The organism is Pseudomonas sp. GV071 (assembly GCF_003050835.1).
Taxonomy (GTDB): Bacteria; Pseudomonadota; Gammaproteobacteria; order Pseudomonadales; family Pseudomonadaceae; genus Aquipseudomonas.
The window spans coordinates 252,685-273,076 of record NZ_QAOJ01000006.1 but is presented as its reverse complement, the minus strand read 5'-3'; the positions used below and the strand labels follow the sequence as shown (position 1 = coordinate 273,076).

The following is a 20,392-nucleotide window of genomic DNA, read 5'->3' as shown; positions in this document are numbered from 1 at the left end:
GGCGCACCACCCGCAAGTTGCCGGGCGCTAGCGAAAACCGGGACCTGCTTGGACGCAGTTGCAAAACGTTACTACCCTCTAGCCGACATCGCGGCAAAGCCAGCAACTCTGTCAGACGGACCTTGGTAGACCAACCTGAGTAAACGACCCGATGAATGAACCGATTCGTTACGCCGACTACTTGCACCTGATCGGCGCTGGTCGCCGGGAAATACCCTTGCGTGAATTGGTCTCGGCGCCGGTGCGCGGTGCCGATGGCCGCTGGCAAGCGGCGCCGCACCAGGCGGCGACATTACGCTGGAGCGAAATAGCCGCCATCCTCAAGCCCTATCTCAACGTGCGCCTGATGGAGCAGGTGCGCGCCGTGGTGCCCCTGGCGCTGTACCTGGCGCTATTCCAGATCGTGATTCTGCGCCAGTTGGTCGAAGACGCGCTGCTGGTGACTGCCGGCCTTGCGGCCGTCATCGTCGGGCTGATGCTGTTTATGGAAGGGCTGAAGCTCGGCCTGATGCCATTGGGGGAAGTCATCGGCAGCACCCTGCCGCGCAAGTCGTCCTTGCCCGTGGTGTTGTTGATCACCTTGCTGCTGGGCATCGGCGTGACCTTCGCCGAACCTGCCATCGGTGCGCTGCGCGCCGCCGGCCAGAACGTTTCAGCCGAACGTGCGCCCTATCTGTGGGCCATTCTCAACCAGTGGACCAGCGAGTTGGTGCTGGTGGTGGGGATCAGCGTGGGCCTGGCTGCCGTTACCGGAACCCTGCGCTTTCTCTACGGCTGGAGCCTGAAGCCGCTGATTTACCTGGCCCTGGTGCCGGTGCTACTACTCACCCTGTACATGGCGCGCGACCCGGAACTGGCCAAGGTCATCGGTCTGGCCTGGGACGCCGGCGCGGTCACCACCGGACCGGTTACCGTGCCGCTGGTGCTGGCCCTGGGGATCGGCATCGCGGCGGCTGCGGGCAAAGGCGATTCCGGCTTGTCCGGCTTTGGCATTGTCACCCTGGCCTCGTTGTTCCCGGTCATTGGCGTGATGCTGCTGGCCCTGTATGTGGCGGCCAGTGCCTCGCCTGCCGAGATCATCGCTGCCGCCCAGGCGGCAGCTGGCGCCGGGCAACAGGTGATGCAGTGGTATGAGGTCAGTCCCGGTCTGGAGGTGGTGTCGGGGGTGCGGGCCATCGTGCCGCTGGTGATTTTCCTGCTGCTGGTGCTGAAGCTGTTGTTGCGCCACACCCTGCAGCGGCGCGCCGAAATCCTCCTGGGCATCGGCCTGACCGTGGTGGGCATGTGCATCTTCAACCTTGGCCTGACCTATGGCTTGTCCGCGCTCGGCGCCAGTGCCGGTTCGCTTATTCCGGCGGCATTCATGGCCATCGACGGCGTGGAGAAGTCGCCGCTGTATATCTATCAAGTGGGCCTGGTGCTCACCCTCGCGTTCGCCTGGGTGCTGGGCTACGGGGCGACGGTGGCCGAACCGGCGCTGAATGCCTTGGGCGTGACGGCCGAAACCCTCACCAATGGGTTTATCCGCCGGCGCACGTTGATCCGTGCCGTGTCTATTGGTGTGGCCAGTGGCATCGCCATCGCCGTGGCCAAGCTGGTGTTCAGCCTGCCATTGGCCTGGCTGGTCATCCCCGCGTACCTGTTCGCCGCGCTGCTGACGGTGTTTTCCAGCGAAGAATTCGTCAACGTTGCCTGGGACAGCGCCGGGGTCACCACCGGCCCCATCACCGTGCCGCTGGTGCTGGCCATGGGGCTGGGGCTGGGCAATGCCACCAACGCCGTCGAAGGCTTCGGCATTCTGTGCATGGCCTCGGCCGGGCCGATCATCACCGTCTTGCTGCTGGGCCAATGGGCCCGCGTGCAGCTGTGGCGACAAGCCAAAGAGGCGGAGCTAACCCCCGTCACGCCCGTAATGAACACAGGAGAAGCGCGATGAAAACGGACGGTATTACCTACCTTACCGATGTGAGCCTGATTACCTGCATCGTCACCGCTGGGCGCGCCGATCAGGTGATTCTCGCGGCCCAGGGTATGGGCACACCCGGCGCCATTGTGTTTCACGCCCATGGCCTGGGCCCACGGGAGCGCCATGGCTTGCTCGGCATCGCCATCGACGCAGAAAAAGAGGTGGTCAGCCTGCTGGTGGCGGCTGATTACCAGGACGCCGTGCTCGAAGCGATTTACTACGCCGCCAATCTCGATGTACCCGGGGCCGGCATGATCTACGCAACGCCGGTGGAAAAAGTGGCCACCTACATTCCCCGCCAGATGCTGGAACAAGGAAAAGTCTTGTGAGCCAACCCGTTACCGCTATCCCGGGCGCCGCAGCCAAGCGCATCACCTGCATATTGCCCGACAACGGCAGCGACCGCCGCCTGCTGCAACTGCTGCGCGAAGTACACGGCATCACCCGTGCCGACAGCCTGCACTGTCGCCGCGTACCGGCCCTGCAAGCGGCCAAGGCAGAACGCAACAAGGTGCCGGAAGCGAGCCTTGCGCGGGTGATCAACGTGGTGGTGGATGAGGCTCAGGCCGACGCGGTATTCGACGTTATCTGTGCCGAGGCCGGGCTGAACGAACCCGGCAGTGGCATGGTGTACATGGTGGCGTTGAGTTTTGCCACACCGCTGCTGATGCCGGCAGGGGTGCCGGATGAAGCGCGCGTCAAGGTGGCGGCACCTTGAGAGAAAATTCTGCCGGCGTGCCTGCATGGCAATGCCGGTTTGTTTCAGTAGCTGACCAAGCGAGTAGATAAGTATGGATGCATCGAACAATGGCTGGCTGGGCGTGGCCCTCAGCGTATTGGTACTGGCTGGCTGCACATCGAAGATTACCGACGAAGATCAGTACTCCGGATATCTGGATCGTTATGACATCTTGCAACCCGCTGTTGCTGCCAGCGGCGAGCCGACCCTGCGCTGGGTCGCTGCCGACTTCAGCCCGGCGGCGTTCGACACCGTGTTGTTCGATGGCCTGGAGCTGTACCCGGCGCCCCGAGCGACTGATCGGATCAATGCCAACACCTTCCAGCAACTGCAGCAGAGCACCAACCAGGCGGTGGTCAACGCGCTGTCCTCTCGCTATCGGGTAATCACCACCCTGCAACCGACGCCCGCGGGCGCGCGGGTGTTGGTGCTGCAAGCGGCGATCACCGGCGTCAGTGCCTCGCCAGAGGGCATGCGCTGGTATGAAGTGCTGCCGGTTACCGCCGTACTGGGTGGGATCAGCGCCGCCACCGGGCAACGCGATCAGAATACCGAACTCTATGTGGAAGCCATGCTGCTCGATCCGCACAGCCATCAACCGGTGGTGCGCGCAGTGCGCAAAGTGTTCGGCAAAAAGCTGGCCGATGACTCAGTGCAAATCAGCCCCGCCGACTTCACCCAGGCCATCAACGCCTTGAGCAGTGACTTGAGCGGCTTTATCCGCTGAACCGGCGTGAAGAGAAACGGCCCACGCTCGTTACCGGCCCAAGCCAGGGCGGGCAGGGCAGCCGTTTAACGCGGGTTGCACGGAGCCTCGGATTCACTGTCGGCCCTGGTATTGATGCTGAGCAAGTGATCTTTTTCGTCAAACTCGAAACGCAGACCATCCACCTGGATCGAGCAACTGGTCTCGGCGATCAGCTCGTATTTGTTGTGGCTGCGCAGCAGATGCAGGATGTCTTTTTTGCGATAGGTCTGTTTCGGGAAGAGCAGGCTGAGCCGTTCCAGGTTTTTCTCCGTACGGTCAAAACTGTCGCGCATATAGGTGGTGGTGTAAGCCATATCAACAAAGCCATAAGCCAGAAACGCGATGGCGCAACTGGATAGCAGCAACAGCGAAAAAAAGGCGACTTTCCATCGGTTCATAACGTGCACATACCTTGTTCTGAATAACGGGTGACGGGTCTGTGGGGCAGGAGTCTGCGGACCAATACGTGTAAGTGCGCAGCACCTGGTCAAACGGGTTTTTGCTGGCGGTGCGGGTTTCCACCCCATGCTCAAGGAACGCCGCCAGCGCCCAGGGTTGGCCTTTGCCGCAGTAGCTTACAAGAGCATCGTTCGCGCCATAACCGTCAAGGTGCTGAATCAGCTGCATCAGGTGAGGGCTGTTGTTTGCCGAGCCCTGCAAAGCAAACTGCACCAGGCTCGGCAGGTAATACGCCTTGCCTTGCGAGGAAGAGAAGCCGATAGGGTTCCAGCCTGGGTTAACAACATGATCCACGGTTAGCGTTCACGGTCATGGCTCACCAGCAACGCGTCATGCTCGGCGCACTCTTCGCAGTGCAATAGGCGAACATCTTTTTATACATGATGAAAAATTAATAAATGTAATATCTTTAAAGTATTTGCCCGGAACAGAAAAAATATATAACTTTGAAGTAGAGGAGAGTTATTGCTGCTTTGTAGGAGAAGAAGGAGTCTTGGAGTTGAATGTGTGTCCCATTAGAATCTTTAGTTGTCCAAGTTTCCGATGCTTTAAAATAAATGTTTAGATGTAAGGGGTTCACGGCTTATTTTAAGGAGATATTACAAGAAAAAGGAGTTGAGGGTGTAGGGGTAACATTAAAATCCGATGCAGGATATATATGGTCGGAAGTGTCAGGGAAAACTATTTCTACTAATGGTGATCATGTAGGGGTAAAGGTTACAGGCTTAATATTTGACAACTTAAATCCCCCAAGGGTATACCATATGAAAAATGGTTAGATGGCTTGGGAATTGGATTTCCTAGTATGCACTCTCCTGATATTGATCAATTTTAATATTGAGATATGCAAAAATGAATTTACTGAAATTGTTGCAGTATATAGAAAAAAGACCCCGGATGTATATTAGGGATACAAGGCTTGAATTGTTAGAAAGTTTTATTTCAGGCTACTTTTTGTGTCAGGCACAAAATAAAATAGCATCAAAGGATGATGAAGTTTTTAGAGCGGAATTTTATGATTGGATATATTCAAAATACAATAATTTATCAAATGATATTTCATGGTTAGGATTGATAAGGCAAATTTCTCAAAATGAAAGTAAAGAGGAGTTTGATATGTTTTTTGAGCTTTTAAAGGATTTTAATAAGGATAAAGGATTGTTGTGAAAAAATATAAAAATGCACCAGAGGTTGTTGTGGGTCTTGGTGGTGGGACTGATTTTTTAGAAAAATAGCCTCCTTTTAGAACGGTTACCAAATTGCACATAAAATTAGAAGGCTGGTTAGGTGGCGATTTAATGGAATGCTTCCCCTGTTATCTAATTACTGAAAATTAAAAAAGAATTAAGGTTGGCAAAGTGCTGGGGGCGTTCGACGTAAGCGAATGCTTGAACGACGACTGCGATGATTTCTGCGTCCGTGCTCATCAGTGGCCTATAGGGTGGGGGAGTGCGGTGGACGTACCTCGCCGCCAGCGCCAGCCTGATCCACCAGCAGCGTGCGTCGCGCGGTTTCCACACTGCGTTGCGAGAGTGCCTGCATGCGCGGGGATTGCACAGCCCACGAATGCCAATACAACGCCACATCGGTGAAATGCCCTGGCGCAACGTCTACCAGGGTGCCGTTGGCCAGCGAGTCGTGCAGTTGCATGTGCGGCACCATGCCATAGCCCAGGCCACGGCGAATGGCTTCCAGGCGCGCCTCGGGCAGCGCCAGGTAGTGGGTGGGGTAGGCGTCAGCGCGCAGGCCGAAGCGGGTTTGCATAAAGTGATCTTGCAGGGTGTCTTTGCGTGAGTACGCAAAGACCGGTGCCTTGCGTGCGGCTTCCCGGTTGAGCCCCTGGGGAAACCACCGCGCCTGGAACGCGGGCGATGCCACCAGGCAATAGCGCACCGAGCCCAGAGGCACGGCGAGGCACCCTCGCATGGGCTCCGCACGCGTGCTGATACAGGCGATCACCTGACCGCTCTCCAGCAGCGTGTAGGTATGGTCCTGATCGTCGACGACGACGTCGAGCAGTATGCGTTCGCTAACGAAAATGGCCGCCAGGGCGGGGAAAAACCAGGTCGCCAACGTGTCGCCATTCGCCGCGATAACCACCCGCAGGTGCTCGTCCTGATCGCCCGACAGTTCGTTAAGCAACTCCTCCTCGAGCACCGTGGCGCGGCGCAGATACAGCAGCAACCGGCGCCCTAGTTGCGTCGGTTCACAGGGCCGCCCGCGCACCACGAGCGGGTTGCCCAAGTGGGCTTCCAGGGCGTGTATGCGCTGGGACAGCGCCGAAGGGGTTATCGCCAGGGTCTTGGCTGCCTTTTCGAAACTTCCGTTATCGATGGCCGCGAGGAAAGCCTGCAGCTGTTTGGCGTCGAGTTTCACCCTGCCACCTTGGTTAAGTTTTTCTAATCGAAGCTGAAAGTTACTTCATTTTTCTTAACTGATACACCGTTTGCACCGATGCTGACTCCACGGCGACATCACATCCAAACACCCGCGCCGCCGTTCGCGACCCACCGGGCCAGCAACACAACCCGCAGCGTTCGCGCCCACTTTTGCAGTGCAGGAGAACCTTATGAAACTCAAGATTATGGCGGCTATCTCGGTGTATGCAGTGTTGTCCGGCTGTGCCTGGCAAACCCCGGCCATGAAGCTCGACAACCAGCTGTACCAGACCTCCGCGAACGCGTCGCTGGCACGCGGTGCTCAAACCGGCGCTCGCCGCCTGGCACTGGAAGAAGCCAACGCCAAGTGCACCTCGCTCGGTAGCGAGATCAGCGTGCTGGATATTCAGTCCCATTGGTCGTTTCCAACCAACGGCGTTGCTTTCGTGACATTCGCCTGCAACCCGGTGGAAGGTCACAAGGTGGGGTAGCGCAGAGATGCGCGAGGCCACTTTGACAATCGCCCTCAGGCGGCCTACAGCCTGTGTCGATACGTACACACACAGCGGGAGAGTAAAACGATGCGCCATACATTGGCATGTTGCTTATGGATTACCACTGGCCTGATCTTCAGTGGCGTGGCGTTTGCCGACGACTGCGCCACTGCATCCAGCCAGCAGGCGATGAACATATGCGCCGACCAGGCCTTCAAGGTTGCTGACAAGGCCTTGAATACCAGCTACCAGCAAGTCACGCAGCGCCTGAAGGACAATCCCGACAGCGCGACACTCCTGGTGAAAGCGCAGCGCGCTTGGATAGCCTTTCGGGACACGCAGTGTGAATTTGCGACCTCGGCGGCGGCGCAGGGGAGCATCTATCCGATGCTGGTCGCGCAATGTCGAAGTGAGCTCACACAAACCCGAACCAAAGACCTCAACGCGCTGCTTGAGTGCGACGAGACCGATTTGAGTTGTCCGGTGCCAGGGCCCTGACTGCGATTACTCGCTGCCACATGCGCGACCCTATCAAGGAGACAAAATGAACATTGCACGCTGGTTATGCCTGTACACAGGGTTGGTTCTGCTCGGGGGCTGTGCAAGCGGCTCCTCGATTGCAGTCGGTGCCGCGCACCCACCGATACGTGCGTCGCAGGTGCAGCTCTTTGTCGACCCACCTGGCGCGTATGAGACGGTGGGCCTGGTCAAGGCTGAAAGTGGAGTGGGTATGTCCGACCAGGACTCGATCAACTACGCGCTCGCCGAGCTCAAAGCCCAAGCAGCGAAGCTGGGTGCAAACGGTGTGCTGCTAACCTCACAAGGGGTGCGGTCGATGGGCGACAGCATTAGCCGTGACAAGAAAGGCCGCATCACGTCTTCCCTGCCAATGAACGCCCAGACCCTTGAGGGCAAAGCGATCGTGGTGAAGTAGCAGGGTGGCTGCACCTGTAAGTGCGGGTGACGCCTCCCAGAATCGAGCCTGCGAAAACCCGCTTCAGAAAACGGCGCACAGCGATGACCCCTGACCCCATCTATACCCACATCCGCATCTTCCTCAGCATCATTCTGGGGCTGGGTATAACCACGTTGCTCAGGGGGATCGCGTCGATCATCGAACACCCGCGCCGATTTGGCTGGTCATGGATTCACATGGGCTGGGTGGTGTGGGCGCTCGTTTCAATCATGACGTTCTGGTGGTGGGAGTTCCGCCTGACCCAGGTGCCGGTTTGGACCTTCGGTTCCTATCTTTTTATTGTTTGCTACTGCGCGCTCTACTTCATGATGTCGACCATGCTGTTTCCGTCCGATGTCAGAGAGTTCGGCAGCTACGAAAACTACCTGCTGGCGCGACGTGGCTGGTTTTTCGGCCTGATCGCACTGCTCACCGCCATGGACCTGGTCGATACCTCACTCAAAGGCAACGCCCGCTGGCAGACGCTGGGTGCCGCGTATACCGCCCATGCGCTCATCATGCTCGGCGTCGTGTTACTGGGGCTCACCCAGAAGCGCCGTCGCGTACAGCTGACTCTGGTGCTGTTTACTCTGGTCTATCAGGCCGCCTATTTCGGTTTCGAGTACTTCACCCTTGCGGCGGACTGACTGAGAACGACGGTGGCGCAGAGGGTAAGCGTGGACGGCGTTGCTAATCGACTCTGAAAGGGTGCGGTTAAATCAAACGGTGCTTTTTCCCAGTTGTTCGAGTGGTGACGGCTCGACGATTTACAGCAAAAGAGACACCTTGCCCGGGATGTTGCGCACTCGAGTGGTGGCAGTGGCAGCGAGTGGAAAACGTCCCCGTATCTCGCCAAACAGTTGCCACCAGGCAGCGACGCTGGGTTGGCGCCAGGACGTGCAACACCAACGGCCGAGCGAAGAGGGGGGTTAGAAAAACCTATGCAAAAAAAGAAATTTGTATAAGTATTTCTCCACAGCGACCTACCTCGGAGCTCCCATGGGCCTCGCCATTTCTTTCGCCTCACCGTTGCGTGGCGTCGTCGTATTTTGCCTGCTGATGGCAGGCTCACCGGTCTGGGCTGACTGGCGTAGCGAGCTTCCCGAGGCGCGGTTGGTCGGCCAGGGCGACTTCACCTGGTTCGGCTTGCGGGTCTATCAAGCTCGCTTGTGGAGTTCAGCAGCCACCGTGAACTGGGAGCAGCCTTTTGCTCTGGAACTGACCTACCAACGCGAGATATCGCAGGACACGCTGGTGCAAGCCAGCCTGGACGAGATGCGTCGCCTCGGTGGGCCCTCGGTCGATGAAACCCAACTGGCCGCCTGGGGCATCGAGTTGCGCAAGGCCTTCGTTGATGTCCAGCCGGGGCGGCGTATCACCGGGCTCTACCTGCCGGGCAGGGGTGGGCATTTTTATGTCGATAACGCGTTCCGCCACGCGGTAACCGATGTCGACCTTTCCCGCGCGTTCTTCGCCATCTGGCTGGATACCCGCACCCGTAATCCCCAGCTACGTCGCGAGCTGCTGGGGCTCAATCAGACCAACCCATGAGGAGCTCGACCATGCGTGTCGGAATATGGCTGCTGTGTGGCCTGTTGTTAAGTGGCTGCGGCGGCGTCGACGTTGAGCGTTACGCAGCGCAGCGCCCGCAGCTGGACTTGCCAGGGTTCTTCTCTCGGCCCGTGCAGGCCTGGGGCATTTTCCAGAATCGCTCAGGTGAAGTGGTCAAGCGCTTCAAGGTCGACATCACCAGCCACCGCGAAGGTGAGCGGCTGATCCTCGACGAGCGTTTTCTCTACAGCGACGGTACCCGTCAACAGCGGGTATGGACCCTGGTGCCGGCAGGCAATGGCCAGTGGCGGGGCCGTGCCGCCGATGTGATTGGCGAGGCCGAAGGGGAGATCGCCGGTAATGCCTTGCGCTGGCGCTATCAACTGAAGCTGGACGTGGATGGCACCACCTGGGATGTGGACTTCGATGACTGGATGTACCTGATGGACGAAGACACCCTGATCAACCGGTCGAGCATGAGCAAACTCGGCATAGAGTTGGGCCAAGTGACCCTGTTCTTCCGTCGCGACGCCACACCGGCGGCAGACTGAGAGGGTAGGCACTTCAGGTGCTCGCCACTCCCGGCGGCGAGCGAACACCCGATTGGCAAGAGGACCTGGCGATGAATCTCCATCAACTCGGCGTGGCCGCCCAGGCGGGCAGTATCGAAGGGCTTGAAGTGGTGTCCGTGGAGGGCGGCTTCTACCTGCTGCAAGCGAGGCAGGCCTCGGGCCTGCAACTGGTGCGGGACGAGCATGGCAAGGTGCTGCACCTGCGCTCGACCACCCAGGTCCGCGAGCTGTTGCAGACCATGCCGCGTGTGCCCTGCGAGTTGATCCAGCATTGTGTTCATGACGAAATGTGCGGCACTCGCGAAGGCACGATTGAGCCGCTGCGCCTGCCGCTGTCACTTGAGCAGCGCTGGTGAATGGCCGTTTACGCCCCTGGCCAAGAACTCAAACGATGGGAACGGCTCGGAAGTCGTCCCATAGCAACTTCTGCTTCTGACCCGGAGTGTGCAAAAACACTATCCGGATTGTTTTTTTGAATGGTGCACACCAAGCGGCAAGGTACCCGAACCCAGGAGGCAGCGATGTACACCGGCAATTGTTTATGCGGCGGCATTCAGTTTCATATCGACGCTGAACTTGCGCCCATTCAGGTCTGCCACTGCTCGCAGTGCCGCAAAGCGCAGGGCACGCCATTCGCGACCAATACCCCCATTAGCGCCGCCGCATTCCAGTTGCTCAGTGGCGCTGAACTCATAACGGTTTTCGAGTCGTCGCCCGGCAAACAACGCGCATTTTGTAGCCGCTGCGGCTCGCCGGTTTACAGCAAAAGAGACAGCTTGCCTGGGGTGTTGCGCATTCGAGTGGGGCTGATCAATGAGCCGGTTTCGGTTAAGCCGGAGGCGCATTTTCATACCGGGTCAAAGGCAAACTGGTGGTCGATTGAGGATGGTTTGCCGCAGTTCGAGTAGGGTGATTTTTTTGGGGACGGGCGCCAGATTGTCGCCCGCCTTGGAGATAGCCTGGGCCCAGTACTAATCGCTTGAATCGGAGTTGCACTGGAAAAAATGTGAAGTGCAGTCGCGAGTTTTGCTCATGACCGGGCGACCAAGAACTGCCGTAGCAGTGGGTAAGGCAGTCAATCCAAGACCCCATGTACAAGGATGTATATGAAAGGACTATTCGGCGACGAATGTCGCAAGTCGAGATTCAACAGATAACGCAGTTGATCCAGGGTCTCACACCAAAAAACCAGGGAAGATGACCACATCATACCGGCAGCTAAAAAATGCCATTCGTCTTAGCGGGCTGCACCATGCATGCGGGGGCCAATTCGAAGTGTTTCGGTACCGGTGGAGCAACCTGATATGCGGCCAATTCACCGGTCTCAACGCCATTGCAGTGTTCAGAACCCTGCGCTACAGCCTAGTTGTGCTTGCAATCATGCTGGAACAGTAGACCGAATTACAGCCAATACTAATCATGACCGACAGAGGTCTGCTGTTCTGGTTATTCCGATTGCTCGACTCTAACTTTTGTCCGCGTCTGGCCGATGCCGGTGGAGTCTGCTCCGTGTAAATACGGTTGGAAGCCGATTACGGAAAACTCCAAGGCTTGATTCGCCCAATATGAGCAAAAAAATGCATTGATTGCCAGCATGGCCACTTTCGATTGAAAGCCATTAAAGTTAGTCAGAAGTTCAGAGGGGAAATAGTACCCAAGGACTATCTTTATCCGTCATAAGATCTTCAGTAATGCCAATAATTCCACCTAGCGTCATGGTTTTACCTGACCAGGCAGCCCGACCAATAATATAGCTCTTAGCAAACTGCGGCCACGACGAAAAGTTTGCATTCAGCTCTGTATCTACATGCGCGAGAACGCGGCTTAGTTCAGATTGCTCAATGTATCCGCAATCCAGTGACAGCCTCGCAACAGTGACAAGGCGTCCTAAATCCCACGCAAGTATCCCTGCGTCGTAGTCTCTGGGGAGATACGGCCCGTTTACTTTGTCCTTAAGAGCTCCGAAAATCGATTGAAGATTCTCCAGCATATCCATCGCGCGTGCCAGGTGTTGATAAATTAGATCTGTTTGGTCAGATGGCTCCGCCGCAAGCATGTCCTCCAACACCGTTTCGGGGTGGCCGTATCGGCCACTTTCTAACAAGGCTGCGAGAACTTGTTCAGGGTCGTCTTCGGAAGCGTCTTCACTGTAAGTTTTTAAAACTATTTCGTAAATAAAACGGTGGCCATACTGGCTAAGAAACTCTAGTGTTTCAGTCGCTTCCTGTGGCGATGTTATGTCCCAGTATGAACTAAGCCCTTCTGTAATAGTTTCGCGAGATAGGCCTGTAGTGTAATTGTCGCAATACGCCATGACCTGTTCGGAGTTGATGAGTCCAGCGTTGAGTGCTCGCTTCTCGGCATGATGGGTCAACGATCCTTTCGGGCACTTTCTGTATTTTTTTCCTGAAATAATCGCGAACATTCTTTTCGAAGAATTTATAAAGCTCATAATTAATTTCCTCTAAGTTATGTATTCTTGGCTAGATGTTTTAGCGTGTGCAAAGGAACATCAAAGTCAGAGTCTTTTTCCATATAACATCAAATTCAATTTTTTAGGCGTCAGTGACGGTACGCTGATCTCTATTGTTTCTCTTCAGTCGACGTATTGATTAGTGGGATAAGTAATTTAGCCGCAGCAGTGAATCTCACCCCCACCTTTGCGTCTGTAGGGAAAGTCCTATTTTTTAAAAATAGCGCCTGCTAAAAGTGGTTCGGTAATGGTATTCCGTAAGTCGATTGCCCATTCCACGAAGTTCTTCAGTTTGCTCTCGCGATAACTATTTAAGCGGCGGGATCTGGTCGGGTACGGCCGGTCTATTTTTCAAGAGCCCCCGTGCCCATCCTCATGGCTTTAGGCGGTGCGGGATCGCAAGACGGGGTTCGAATCGCTGTCGTTGAATCGGCTTCCCCATGACCGCATTCGACTGTGCACTCAACCGATAGCGGCCTGTCGTGGGCGCCTGCATTCGGCATCAATGGCCGGCCATCGAGCCGGTGTAGCGAATTTTCTATATCGGAGTACTTGCGGCGAAGGCACTACGGAATACGGCACAGATTTATTGTTGCTCCAACAATTCGTGGCCACAGTTCTTCTTGAAGAGAACAGCAAAGCAGCTTTCAGGAGGAGGGGAGTGGAAGTGGTGCTTACTGCGACCCTGTAGCACATGTTGCTCCCTCGATATTCAGATCGGTATTTATTCACGGCGTAGAGCCTGAGCACCGCCGGGGCTGGTAGAACACGCTTTACTAGATCCGCCTGACCCAATAACCTGCGCCGCGCAGGCACCGTCCTGCCCAACTCGCTACCGAGCCACCCGGCTCTACAAGGACGTTACGATGCCTAAGCTGTTTGCCCTTATTGTTGCTGCCATGCTGCTCACCGGCTGCGGCAGCCTGCCGTTTACCCCCACAGAATACCCACTACGTGCCGGTCTGATTCCTGAGCTGCCCATCGCCGGCACGGTAGCGGTCAGCAATGCCCAGCCTGCTGTTGAACCGATGGTGATCTACCGCTACATGGGCCAGCGCATTGAAGCCAGCCCCAAGGCACTGACCGAGGTCATGGTGCAGCAAACCCAGACCGAGCTGAAAAAGAACGGCAAGCCCACCGGGGCATCCGGCGAAAAGACTCTGCAACTGCGCATCGACTCGCTGCTGAGCGAGTACACCTATGCGTTTTTCTGGCGCAGCAAAGTCCACTTCCAGGCAACCCTGGGTGATGGCCAGGTAATCGACCTGACCGTGCCCCACGCCAGCGGCTCGGTGCAGCAAGATCTCAATGGCTGTATCGCTGAGGGGGTGATGGTGCTGCTCAAAGATCCCCGCGTGCGGGATTATTTGAGTAAGTAACGCGCGCCTGTTGTGGGCTGATTGCCTCAACCCACTACTCACTGCTGCGCATCGTCAGCCTTCGATTTCGCCGGAAAACGCGTGAACAACTGCTGAGCAAAATCCCTCACGGCGGCGAACTCCTTGAGGTTCGGTTTGTAGTCCATGCGCTTGGGCCATAGCTGGGCCGCAGTTTTGTGCCAATACAAAATGGCATCGTGCCCGGCAATCGAGTCGGGTACCTGGCGGCGGGTAAACTCCCAAGGCTCGCCGTTGACCCAACGCCATTCGCGGCTCACGTCGTCGGGTTCATCCATGGTGTAGGCCTTTACCAACTGGCCGTCGGCAAAGTTGTAGAAATAGCGCACATAGCTTTCATCGCCAGTACCGGTCAGCCAGATGGTGCACACCTCACCGCTGGGCTTGCTGGTGACGTACACCTCGGTTTCATGGTGATACGGCCAGCCCACGCTAGGCGGTAGTGTGGCGTAGTAGGTGCTGTTCACATAACTCTGTTGGTCGGGGATGGCGCAGTAGTCGCCAAGGTCGTTATTGCCCCGTGCCGGGTTCCAGAGCCAGCGGTTATCGGGCGTTGGAATCGCGGGAAACGTGCCGAGCAGATCATGGCTGAGCATTTGCTGCTCGTCACCGAAATGCCCGCGAATCCGCGCGATGACGGTGTCGCGGTTCGACCAGGTAGTTTCATCGCCCAGCTTCAACCCGCAATCCGCCACCCCTGGGTGTGCTTTTGCGCCGCGTGAATAGCTGAGCACCACGCCATCGGCAAGCACCTCGCCGTGATCGACGTCGTCGGCGTAACAACTCAGGCGAATATCCATGCGCTGATCCTCGCAGTCTTTCGCGCAGGTCATATAAGCCAGCACCAGATCGGCGATGGCGAAGGTGCCACCGTGATCTTCAATCACCGGGGCAAAGTCCAGATTCAACGTCTGTGCGTCCGCCGCCTTTATCTGTGCGGCAGGCAGCATCTGTTGTACCCCACGGTTGCGCGTGAGGGTGCACCGTTTGAATGACGGCACAATCGAGCCGAAGCGCGAGGGCGTGGCGCAATTGGCGCGCGAGGTGGTGGTTTCAGTGGTATTCGGCGAACCCTCCACCAGCGGTCGATAACTGACATACACCTTCACTCGCCATTGGCTGACTGGCGCGGCGCCGGGGTCCAGTACACGCACGCTGACCCGATGCTGTTGCGGGGCCACGTCCTGGGCCATGCACAGCGTTGGAGCACCGAGGCAGGCTGCGAGCAATAGGGCGAGCCAGGGCAGGCGGGTTTTCATGGGGAGGAGACCGTTGGCTGCGAGTGGGCGGATTCGACGGGAATTCTACTTATCGCGTTGGTTCGATGCCCAACAGTGAGGTGGATTTGTGCAGGCAGGCACGGTCTGCTCGCTCCCTATAGCCATGCACGGCCACCGCGGCTGGGTCTGTTCTAAAACATAAAAAGGAGACCTGAACTGAACGGGTCTCCTTTTCTGCTCGCTTGGCTACGCGCCGTTACCGCGTGGCTTCGCGGGCGGGCTGTTTGGCGGCGTTGACCAACGCGATAGCCATTTCACTCAGGGTTTGGATCACGGCCGCTTCCAGTACTTTGTCGGTAAAGGCATCAGCCGCTGCCAGCGCTTCGACATAACGCATCAGGTCGGCGGCGCGTTCCAGTGCTTCTTCGATGGGCACGCCGGGGTTCACGGAGAACAGCGGGGCGCTGTCCATGTGGTCGAAGGGTTGGCAGGTGGTTACAGCGGTAGCTTCGTTCATAAAGATGATCTCCTCGTCGATTGAAGAGCCACCTCTAAGTGCGACCAAGCAAATAGGAGGCAGCTGTGCGCGGGTTGGTCGACCGGGACGTAGGAACCGGCACACCCGAGGGTGTCCCGCGCACAACCGCCATAGAGCAGCGGTGAAGAACGCCTACCTCTTATAGCAGGCGCTTGTGCGTGTTACGTCTCCCGGCGACCAAACCGGCGTCGCTGAACATTCAGCGACGGCGAACTGTAGGCGGGGAGGGAGGCGAAAAACTGTCAGCTCTGGCGGGCAGGCGTGAAGGATTGATGCACGCAAAATGGCTTGCAATGCATGCGGCGTTCACGCCAACGCTCGCTCAATGCAGGAGTAGCCATCCCCCAAGGCATAACCGGCTCGCTGCGAAAACGCTGCTGAATGGTCGCGAGGCGGGGCAGGGCAGTTGCAGTGCTGAGGCGTATCGCCGCTGCCAGCGTGAGTCACCTGGGCCCGCACCGTAGCCGCCGCCAAACCGCAGTTCTATAGCTCACCTGTGCTCGGGCGCGGGCAGTCAGCCGCAGGTGTCCGAGCGGTTGTAGTGGGTAAAAAACGATCTTCAGGGTTCATTAAGGTTCGCTGTCGATAGTGCCTCCATCGAATGACCGCTGGAGGGGATGTCGATGATTGATACCGAGTGGAATACCTCGTTTCCGTTGAGTTTTGGCCCGGATGCGCAGCGCCCGTTGGCGATGTCGCTGGCGCGTGAACAAACGCCAGAACGCGTTCCGGTTGAGGCGTTTATTCAGGAGCGGTTTGCGGCGGTGCATCACGCCGATATTCATCATTTCATGCCCGACTTGATGGCCTTGCATGATCGCCAAGGTCAGCTCTGTGCGGCCGTCGGTGCCCGTTTGGGCCGCGACGGTCAGCTGTTTATCGAGCAGTACCTGCAAAATCCGGTTGAGCATGTGGTTTCGCTGGTCGCGGGTGAATCGGTGGAGCGCCGCCGCGTGGTCGAGGTCGGCAATCTCGCGGCGCGAAATGCCGGCAGCGCCCGCCTGATTATCGTCGCCATGACCTGGCTGCTGGCGCGTCATGGCCTGGAATGGGTGGTGTTCACCGGGGCTGCCACGCTGATCAACAGCTTTCAGCGTCTGGGCTTGGAGCCGCTGCTGTTGTGTGATGCCGACCCCGCGAAGCTCGGGCTCGATCAGGCTGCATGGGGGAACTATTACACCCAGCACCCACATGTTTACGCCGGCAATATCCGCTTCGGTCTGGAGCAGTTGGAAACCAGTGGAGTGCTGGCACGCCTGGGTTTTCCTTTTTTTGATGCGGAGCATTGCCATGCGGCATGAGCTGGCTGCGCTGCGCACAGCGTTACACGACCACCGACTGTTTCGTCCCTCGGTGTATGCGCTACGAGGGGCGAGCAGTCGCTTCGATTACCAACAGGTGTGGGACGGCATCGAGCAGCGTCAGGCCTTGCTTGAGGCGCATTCGGGCAAGGTCTTCGCGCTGGTCATGGACAACAGCCCGGAAGCCGTTCTGTGGGACTTGGCGGTCTTGTTTGCCGGTTTGCCCTGCGTCACCTTGCCGCCGTTTTTTACCCAGGCCCAACGAGCCCATTGCTTCGACCAGAGTCAGGTGGATATCGCGATTGCCGATGAGGCCATGACGGCGGATATGGAGTTGGCGGGCTTTCATCGCGAAGGCGTGTTTTGGCGCCGCGCACAGAGCGCTGATCCGGGCATACCCGCCGGTACGGCAAAGATCACCTACACCTCGGGCACCACCGGTACACCCAAAGGCGTGTGCCTGAGCGCAGACGCTTTGCTGCGGGTGGCGCAGGAGTTGGAAAGCGCCAGCCGCTCTGCCGCGCCCGAGCGCTATCTGGCGGTGCTGCCCTTGGCCGTGTTGCTGGAAAATCTGGGCGTTTATGCCGCGTTGCTGGCCGGGGCGAGCATTACTGTGTCTTCCCAGCAGCAGATGGGCATCAGCGGTGCCTCCGGTGTGGACTGGCCACGCTTGCTCGGCACGCTGGTGATGAGTGGGGCGCAAAGCCTGATTCTGGTGCCGCAACTGTTGCTGGGGTTGGTCACCGCCATCGAGCGCAAGTTAGTGGCAGCCGAGCAATTTCGCTTTGTCGCGGTGGGTGGTGCACGGGTTTCGGCGGACCTGCTGCAGCGTGCTGCCAACGTCAATCTGCCGGTGTACCAGGGCTACGGTCTGTCCGAGTGTGCCTCGGTGGTGTGCCTGAACCGCCCCGGGCACAACCGCCCCGGTAGCGTCGGCCTGCCATTGCCGCATGTCACGGTGCGCTTGGGCGATGACGGCGAAGTGCTGGTCAGCGGTTCGGCGTTGCTGGGCTATCTCGGCGATCAACCGTTCAGCGGTGAGTGGCTGCATACCGGTGATATCGGTGAGTTCGACGCCGACGGTTATCTGTTTTTGAAGGGCCGTAAAAAGCACCAGTTCATCACCAGCTTCGGCCGCAACGTCAACCCGGATTGGGTCGAGGCCGAGTTGACCCAGCGCGGCACCATTGCCCAGGCATTTGTGCATGGCGAAGGGTTGAACCACAACCTCGCACTGCTGTGGCCGCTAGACCCCAATTGCAGCGACGAGACACTCGCCGCGACGGTCGCCCAAGCCAATGCGCAACTACCGGATTACGCCCAGGTGCATGCCTGGCAGCGCCTTTCCACACCGTTTACCGCGGACAACGGCTTGCTCACCAGCAATGGTCGCCTGCGCCGTGAAGCGATCTTGTCGCGTTATCGCGATGCCCTTTCAGAACTCGTTACCGAGTGAGGCTCCTACCATGAATTTTTTTGACCAACTGCAAGCCGCTACCGCCGAGGAACGCCAGGCGCTGTTCAGCGTACCGGTCATTCGTGAGGCATTGGCCGGCGAAGTCAGCCTGGACAGCTATCGCGCGTTTCTCACTCAGGCCTATTACCACGTTCGCCATACCGTGCCGTTGATGATGGCGTGCGGTGCCCGGCTGCCCAGTCGCCTGGAGTGGCTGCGTGGCGCGGTGTGCGAGTACATCGAGGAGGAATATGGCCACGAGAAGTGGATTCTCAATGACATCCGTGCCTGCGGCGGTGATGCCGATGAGGTGCGCGATGGGCAACCCGCGCAGCCGATCGAGCTGATGGTGAGTTTTCTCTACGACCTGATCGCGCGGGGCAATCCGGTGGGGCTGTTTGGCATGGTCAATGTGCTGGAGGGCACCAGCATTGCGTTGGCCACCCAGGCGGCGAACACCATTCAGCAACGACTGGAGTTGCCGGCCAGCGCGTTCAGCTACCTGTCCTCCCATGGCGCGCTGGATATCGACCACATGGACACCTATCGCAGTCTGATGAACCAGCTGGAAGATCCCGAAGACCAGCAAGCGGTCATCCACGCCAGCAAAGTTGTTTACCACCTCTATACCGAGATGTTCCGCGGTCTGCCGCGCGCGGGCGCCACCGAGGTGCGGCATGCAGCTGTCTGATTGCCGGGTGGTGCTCACCGGCGCCACCGGGGGGATCGGTTTGGCGTTGGTCGAGCACCTCTGCGCCGCGGGTGCACAGGTGCTGGCCGTCACCCGTCAGCCGGCAGCCCTGGCTACGTTGGTGGCGCGCTACCCCCTGCAACTGCATCAGGTGACCGCCGACCTGCGTACCAGCGCCGGTCGCCATGCCGTAGTTGAGGCAGCGCGTCACCTGGGTGGGGTGAACCTGTTGTTGAATGGCGCGGGGGTGAATCGCTTCGCGTTGATCGAGCAGCTCGACGACCACGATATTGCCGACATGTTGACGGTGAATGTGATCGCCACCCTGCAGTTGACGCGTGCCATGTTGCCGATTCTGCGCAGCCAGCCCCACGCGCTGGTGGTGAATGTAGGGTCCACCTACGGCTCCATCGGTTATCCCGGTTATGCCGTGTACTGCGCGAGCAAATTTGCCTTGCGCGGCTTTTCCGAAGCGCTGCGTCGAGAGCTCGCCGACACCGAGGTGAACGTGCTGTACGTGGCGCCAAGGGCTACCCGTACCAGCATGAACAGTGCTGCCGCCATGGCCCTCAACAAGGCACTGGGGGCCAGTGTCGACGAGCCCCAACGGGTGGCGCACGAAGTGATGGGGGCCATTCAGAAAGACCTCAATGAGCTGTACCTGGGCTGGCCGGAAAAACTCTTTGTGCGCCTCAATGGCTTGCTACCAGGGGTCGTCGACCGTGCGTTGCGCAAACAACTGCCGGTTATTCGCAGTTTTATTCACACACATGAGAATCCCCCACAATGAACAGAACGTTGTTTGCTCCGGTTATCGCCGTGCTGGGTTTACTGCTCCAACCATCGGCCTGGGCGCTGGACGAGGCCGGCAGTCAACGCCTGCTGAGCATTCAGCAGCGTTGGGCTGAGGTGCAATACGACACCCCGGAAAAACAGAAACCGGCCGAGTTCGAGAAGCTGGCGCTGCAGGCGCAAGCGTTCACCCAGGAGCAGCCCACAGCCGCCGAGGCCTGGATCTGGAACGGTATTGTGGTGAGCAGTTGGGCAGGCGCCGAGGGCGGATTGGGTGCATTGGGTAAAGCCAAGCAATCCAAGGCGTCGCTGGAAAAGGCGTTGCAGTTGGACCCAGCGGCATTGCAGGGTTCGGCCTACACCAGCCTGGCGGCGTTGTACGATCGAGTGCCCGGGTGGCCCATTGGCTTTGGCGACGCCGATAAGGCCGATGCCTTGCTGCGCAGCGCGCTGCAACTGAACCCCAACGGTATCGATAGCCTGTACTTCTGGGGCGACCATCTGTACCGGCAAGGCCACTATGTCGAGGCCAAAGCCGCGCTGCTCAAGGCCAAGCTGGCTGCGCCACGACCGGGCCGCGAGTTGGCGGATGAGGGCCGGCGAGGCGAGATCGATGCTTTACTCAAGGACGTTGAACACAAGCTCGACTGACTGAGCTTTCT

General features: G+C 58.2%; 26 protein-coding genes and 1 pseudogene. 21 read left to right on the top strand and 6 right to left on the bottom strand.

Annotated features, from left to right (window positions below):
* Positions 1–151: 151 nt before the first annotated feature.
* From C8K61_RS13865 to C8K61_RS13850, 4 genes are all read left to right on the top strand, one after another.
* Positions 152–1,936, top strand: coding sequence for a DUF1538 domain-containing protein (locus tag C8K61_RS13865; RefSeq protein ID WP_108096839.1), 1,785 nt, complete (start codon positions 152–154; stop codon positions 1,934–1,936).
* Complete coding sequence (locus C8K61_RS13860) at positions 1,933–2,295, top strand: P-II family nitrogen regulator (RefSeq protein WP_108096838.1); 363 nt, start codon at positions 1,933–1,935, stop codon at positions 2,293–2,295. The genes C8K61_RS13865 and C8K61_RS13860 overlap by 4 nt, the downstream gene beginning before the upstream one ends.
* Entirely contained in the window at positions 2,292–2,684 is a 393-nt protein-coding gene (locus C8K61_RS13855) for a hypothetical protein (RefSeq protein WP_108096837.1), read from the top strand. Before C8K61_RS13860 ends, C8K61_RS13855 begins: the two co-directional genes overlap by 4 nt.
* Positions 2,685–2,757: 73 nt before the next feature.
* Positions 2,758–3,432 (top strand): DUF3313 domain-containing protein, encoded by a 675-nt coding sequence (locus C8K61_RS13850; RefSeq protein WP_108096836.1) that lies wholly within the window; start codon positions 2,758–2,760, stop codon positions 3,430–3,432.
* A gap of 65 nt (positions 3,433–3,497) precedes the next feature.
* Here C8K61_RS13850 and C8K61_RS13845 read toward each other — a convergent pair whose 3' ends face one another.
* The gene (locus C8K61_RS13845; RefSeq protein WP_146174286.1) at positions 3,498–3,767 is read right to left on the bottom strand and encodes a hypothetical protein; all 270 of its coding nucleotides are present in this window, start codon (positions 3,765–3,767) and stop codon (positions 3,498–3,500) included.
* Between the two features lies 1 nt (position 3,768).
* The gene (locus tag C8K61_RS26630; protein ID WP_146174285.1) at positions 3,769–4,206 is read right to left on the bottom strand and encodes a hypothetical protein; all 438 of its coding nucleotides are present in this window, start codon (positions 4,204–4,206) and stop codon (positions 3,769–3,771) included.
* 263 nt (positions 4,207–4,469) lie between these two features.
* On the opposite strand from C8K61_RS26630, the gene C8K61_RS27240 reads away from it, so the two are divergent.
* Positions 4,470–4,691, top strand: coding sequence for a papain fold toxin domain-containing protein (locus C8K61_RS27240; RefSeq protein WP_108096834.1), 222 nt, complete (start codon positions 4,470–4,472; stop codon positions 4,689–4,691).
* A gap of 73 nt (positions 4,692–4,764) precedes the next feature.
* Positions 4,765–5,079 carry a hypothetical protein gene (locus C8K61_RS26625; RefSeq protein ID WP_146174284.1) on the top strand — a complete coding sequence of 105 codons (315 nt, stop codon included), beginning with the start codon at positions 4,765–4,767 and terminating at the stop codon, positions 5,077–5,079.
* 267 nt (positions 5,080–5,346) lie between these two features.
* Here C8K61_RS26625 and argP read toward each other — a convergent pair whose 3' ends face one another.
* Entirely contained in the window at positions 5,347–6,288 is a 942-nt protein-coding gene (gene argP / locus C8K61_RS13835) for an HTH-type transcriptional regulator ArgP (protein WP_108096833.1), read from the bottom strand.
* 193 nt (positions 6,289–6,481) lie between these two features.
* Here argP and C8K61_RS13830 point away from each other — a divergent pair, with 193 nt between their 5' ends.
* The 9 genes and pseudogenes from C8K61_RS13830 to C8K61_RS27000 all read left to right on the top strand — a co-directional run.
* Positions 6,482–6,781, top strand: coding sequence for a hypothetical protein (locus C8K61_RS13830; RefSeq protein WP_108096832.1), 300 nt, complete (start codon positions 6,482–6,484; stop codon positions 6,779–6,781).
* 90 nt (positions 6,782–6,871) lie between these two features.
* Complete coding sequence (locus tag C8K61_RS13825) at positions 6,872–7,282, top strand: lysozyme inhibitor LprI family protein (protein ID WP_108096831.1); 411 nt, start codon at positions 6,872–6,874, stop codon at positions 7,280–7,282.
* Between the two features lie 46 nt (positions 7,283–7,328).
* Positions 7,329–7,718: a hypothetical protein gene (locus tag C8K61_RS13820; protein WP_108096830.1), complete on the top strand. Its 390-nt coding sequence runs from the start codon at positions 7,329–7,331 to the stop codon at positions 7,716–7,718.
* Positions 7,719–7,801: 83 nt separating this feature from the next.
* Positions 7,802–8,386, top strand: coding sequence for a hypothetical protein (locus tag C8K61_RS13815; RefSeq protein ID WP_108096829.1), 585 nt, complete (start codon positions 7,802–7,804; stop codon positions 8,384–8,386).
* A 352-nt stretch (positions 8,387–8,738) separates the two neighbouring features.
* The gene (locus C8K61_RS13810; RefSeq protein ID WP_256589433.1) at positions 8,739–9,290 is read left to right on the top strand and encodes a chalcone isomerase family protein; all 552 of its coding nucleotides are present in this window, start codon (positions 8,739–8,741) and stop codon (positions 9,288–9,290) included.
* Positions 9,291–9,301: 11 nt separating this feature from the next.
* The gene (locus tag C8K61_RS13805) at positions 9,302–9,841 is read left to right on the top strand and encodes a DUF3833 domain-containing protein (RefSeq protein WP_108096828.1); all 540 of its coding nucleotides are present in this window, start codon (positions 9,302–9,304) and stop codon (positions 9,839–9,841) included.
* Positions 9,842–9,912: 71 nt separating this feature from the next.
* On the top strand, positions 9,913–10,218 hold the full coding sequence (locus C8K61_RS13800) for a DUF6482 family protein (protein ID WP_108096827.1): 306 nt from the start codon (positions 9,913–9,915) through the stop codon (positions 10,216–10,218).
* Between the two features lie 165 nt (positions 10,219–10,383).
* Complete coding sequence (locus tag C8K61_RS13795; protein WP_108096826.1) at positions 10,384–10,770, top strand: GFA family protein; 387 nt, start codon at positions 10,384–10,386, stop codon at positions 10,768–10,770.
* Positions 10,771–11,087: 317 nt separating this feature from the next.
* A pseudogene (locus tag C8K61_RS27000) lies at positions 11,088–11,374 on the top strand (Tn3 family transposase); the annotation flags it as partial.
* Positions 11,375–11,498: 124 nt separating this feature from the next.
* Here C8K61_RS27000 and C8K61_RS13790 read toward each other — a convergent pair.
* Positions 11,499–12,314, bottom strand: a complete 816-nt coding sequence (locus tag C8K61_RS13790) for a DUF1266 domain-containing protein (protein ID WP_108096825.1) — start codon at positions 12,312–12,314, stop codon at positions 11,499–11,501.
* 887 nt (positions 12,315–13,201) lie between these two features.
* Here C8K61_RS13790 and C8K61_RS13785 point away from each other — a divergent pair.
* Positions 13,202–13,714, top strand: coding sequence for a hypothetical protein (locus C8K61_RS13785; protein WP_108096824.1), 513 nt, complete (start codon positions 13,202–13,204; stop codon positions 13,712–13,714).
* Positions 13,715–13,752: 38 nt separating this feature from the next.
* Here C8K61_RS13785 and C8K61_RS13780 read toward each other — a convergent pair whose 3' ends face one another.
* Both C8K61_RS13780 and C8K61_RS13775 read right to left on the bottom strand, forming a co-directional pair.
* Entirely contained in the window at positions 13,753–14,991 is a 1,239-nt protein-coding gene (locus C8K61_RS13780) for a hypothetical protein (RefSeq protein WP_108096823.1), read from the bottom strand.
* A 217-nt stretch (positions 14,992–15,208) separates the two neighbouring features.
* Positions 15,209–15,469, bottom strand: a complete 261-nt coding sequence (locus C8K61_RS13775) for a DUF3077 domain-containing protein (protein WP_108096822.1) — start codon at positions 15,467–15,469, stop codon at positions 15,209–15,211.
* A 644-nt stretch (positions 15,470–16,113) separates the two neighbouring features.
* Here C8K61_RS13775 and C8K61_RS13770 point away from each other — a divergent pair.
* From C8K61_RS13770 to C8K61_RS13750, 5 genes are read left to right on the top strand one after another with little or no spacing between them, the layout of a single operon-like run.
* Positions 16,114–16,791 carry a thermostable hemolysin gene (locus C8K61_RS13770; protein ID WP_108096821.1) on the top strand — a complete coding sequence of 226 codons (678 nt, stop codon included), beginning with the start codon at positions 16,114–16,116 and terminating at the stop codon, positions 16,789–16,791.
* On the top strand, positions 16,781–18,247 hold the full coding sequence (locus C8K61_RS13765; protein ID WP_108096820.1) for an AMP-binding protein: 1,467 nt from the start codon (positions 16,781–16,783) through the stop codon (positions 18,245–18,247). Before C8K61_RS13770 ends, C8K61_RS13765 begins: the two co-directional genes overlap by 11 nt.
* A gap of 10 nt (positions 18,248–18,257) precedes the next feature.
* Positions 18,258–18,938, top strand: a complete 681-nt coding sequence (locus tag C8K61_RS13760) for a TenA family transcriptional regulator (RefSeq protein ID WP_108096819.1) — start codon at positions 18,258–18,260, stop codon at positions 18,936–18,938.
* The gene (locus C8K61_RS13755) at positions 18,925–19,728 is read left to right on the top strand and encodes an SDR family oxidoreductase (RefSeq protein ID WP_108096818.1); all 804 of its coding nucleotides are present in this window, start codon (positions 18,925–18,927) and stop codon (positions 19,726–19,728) included. The genes C8K61_RS13760 and C8K61_RS13755 overlap by 14 nt, the downstream gene beginning before the upstream one ends.
* Positions 19,725–20,381, top strand: a complete 657-nt coding sequence (locus C8K61_RS13750) for a hypothetical protein (RefSeq protein ID WP_108096817.1) — start codon at positions 19,725–19,727, stop codon at positions 20,379–20,381. Before C8K61_RS13755 ends, C8K61_RS13750 begins: the two co-directional genes overlap by 4 nt.
* The last annotated feature ends 11 nt before the right edge of the window (positions 20,382–20,392 follow it).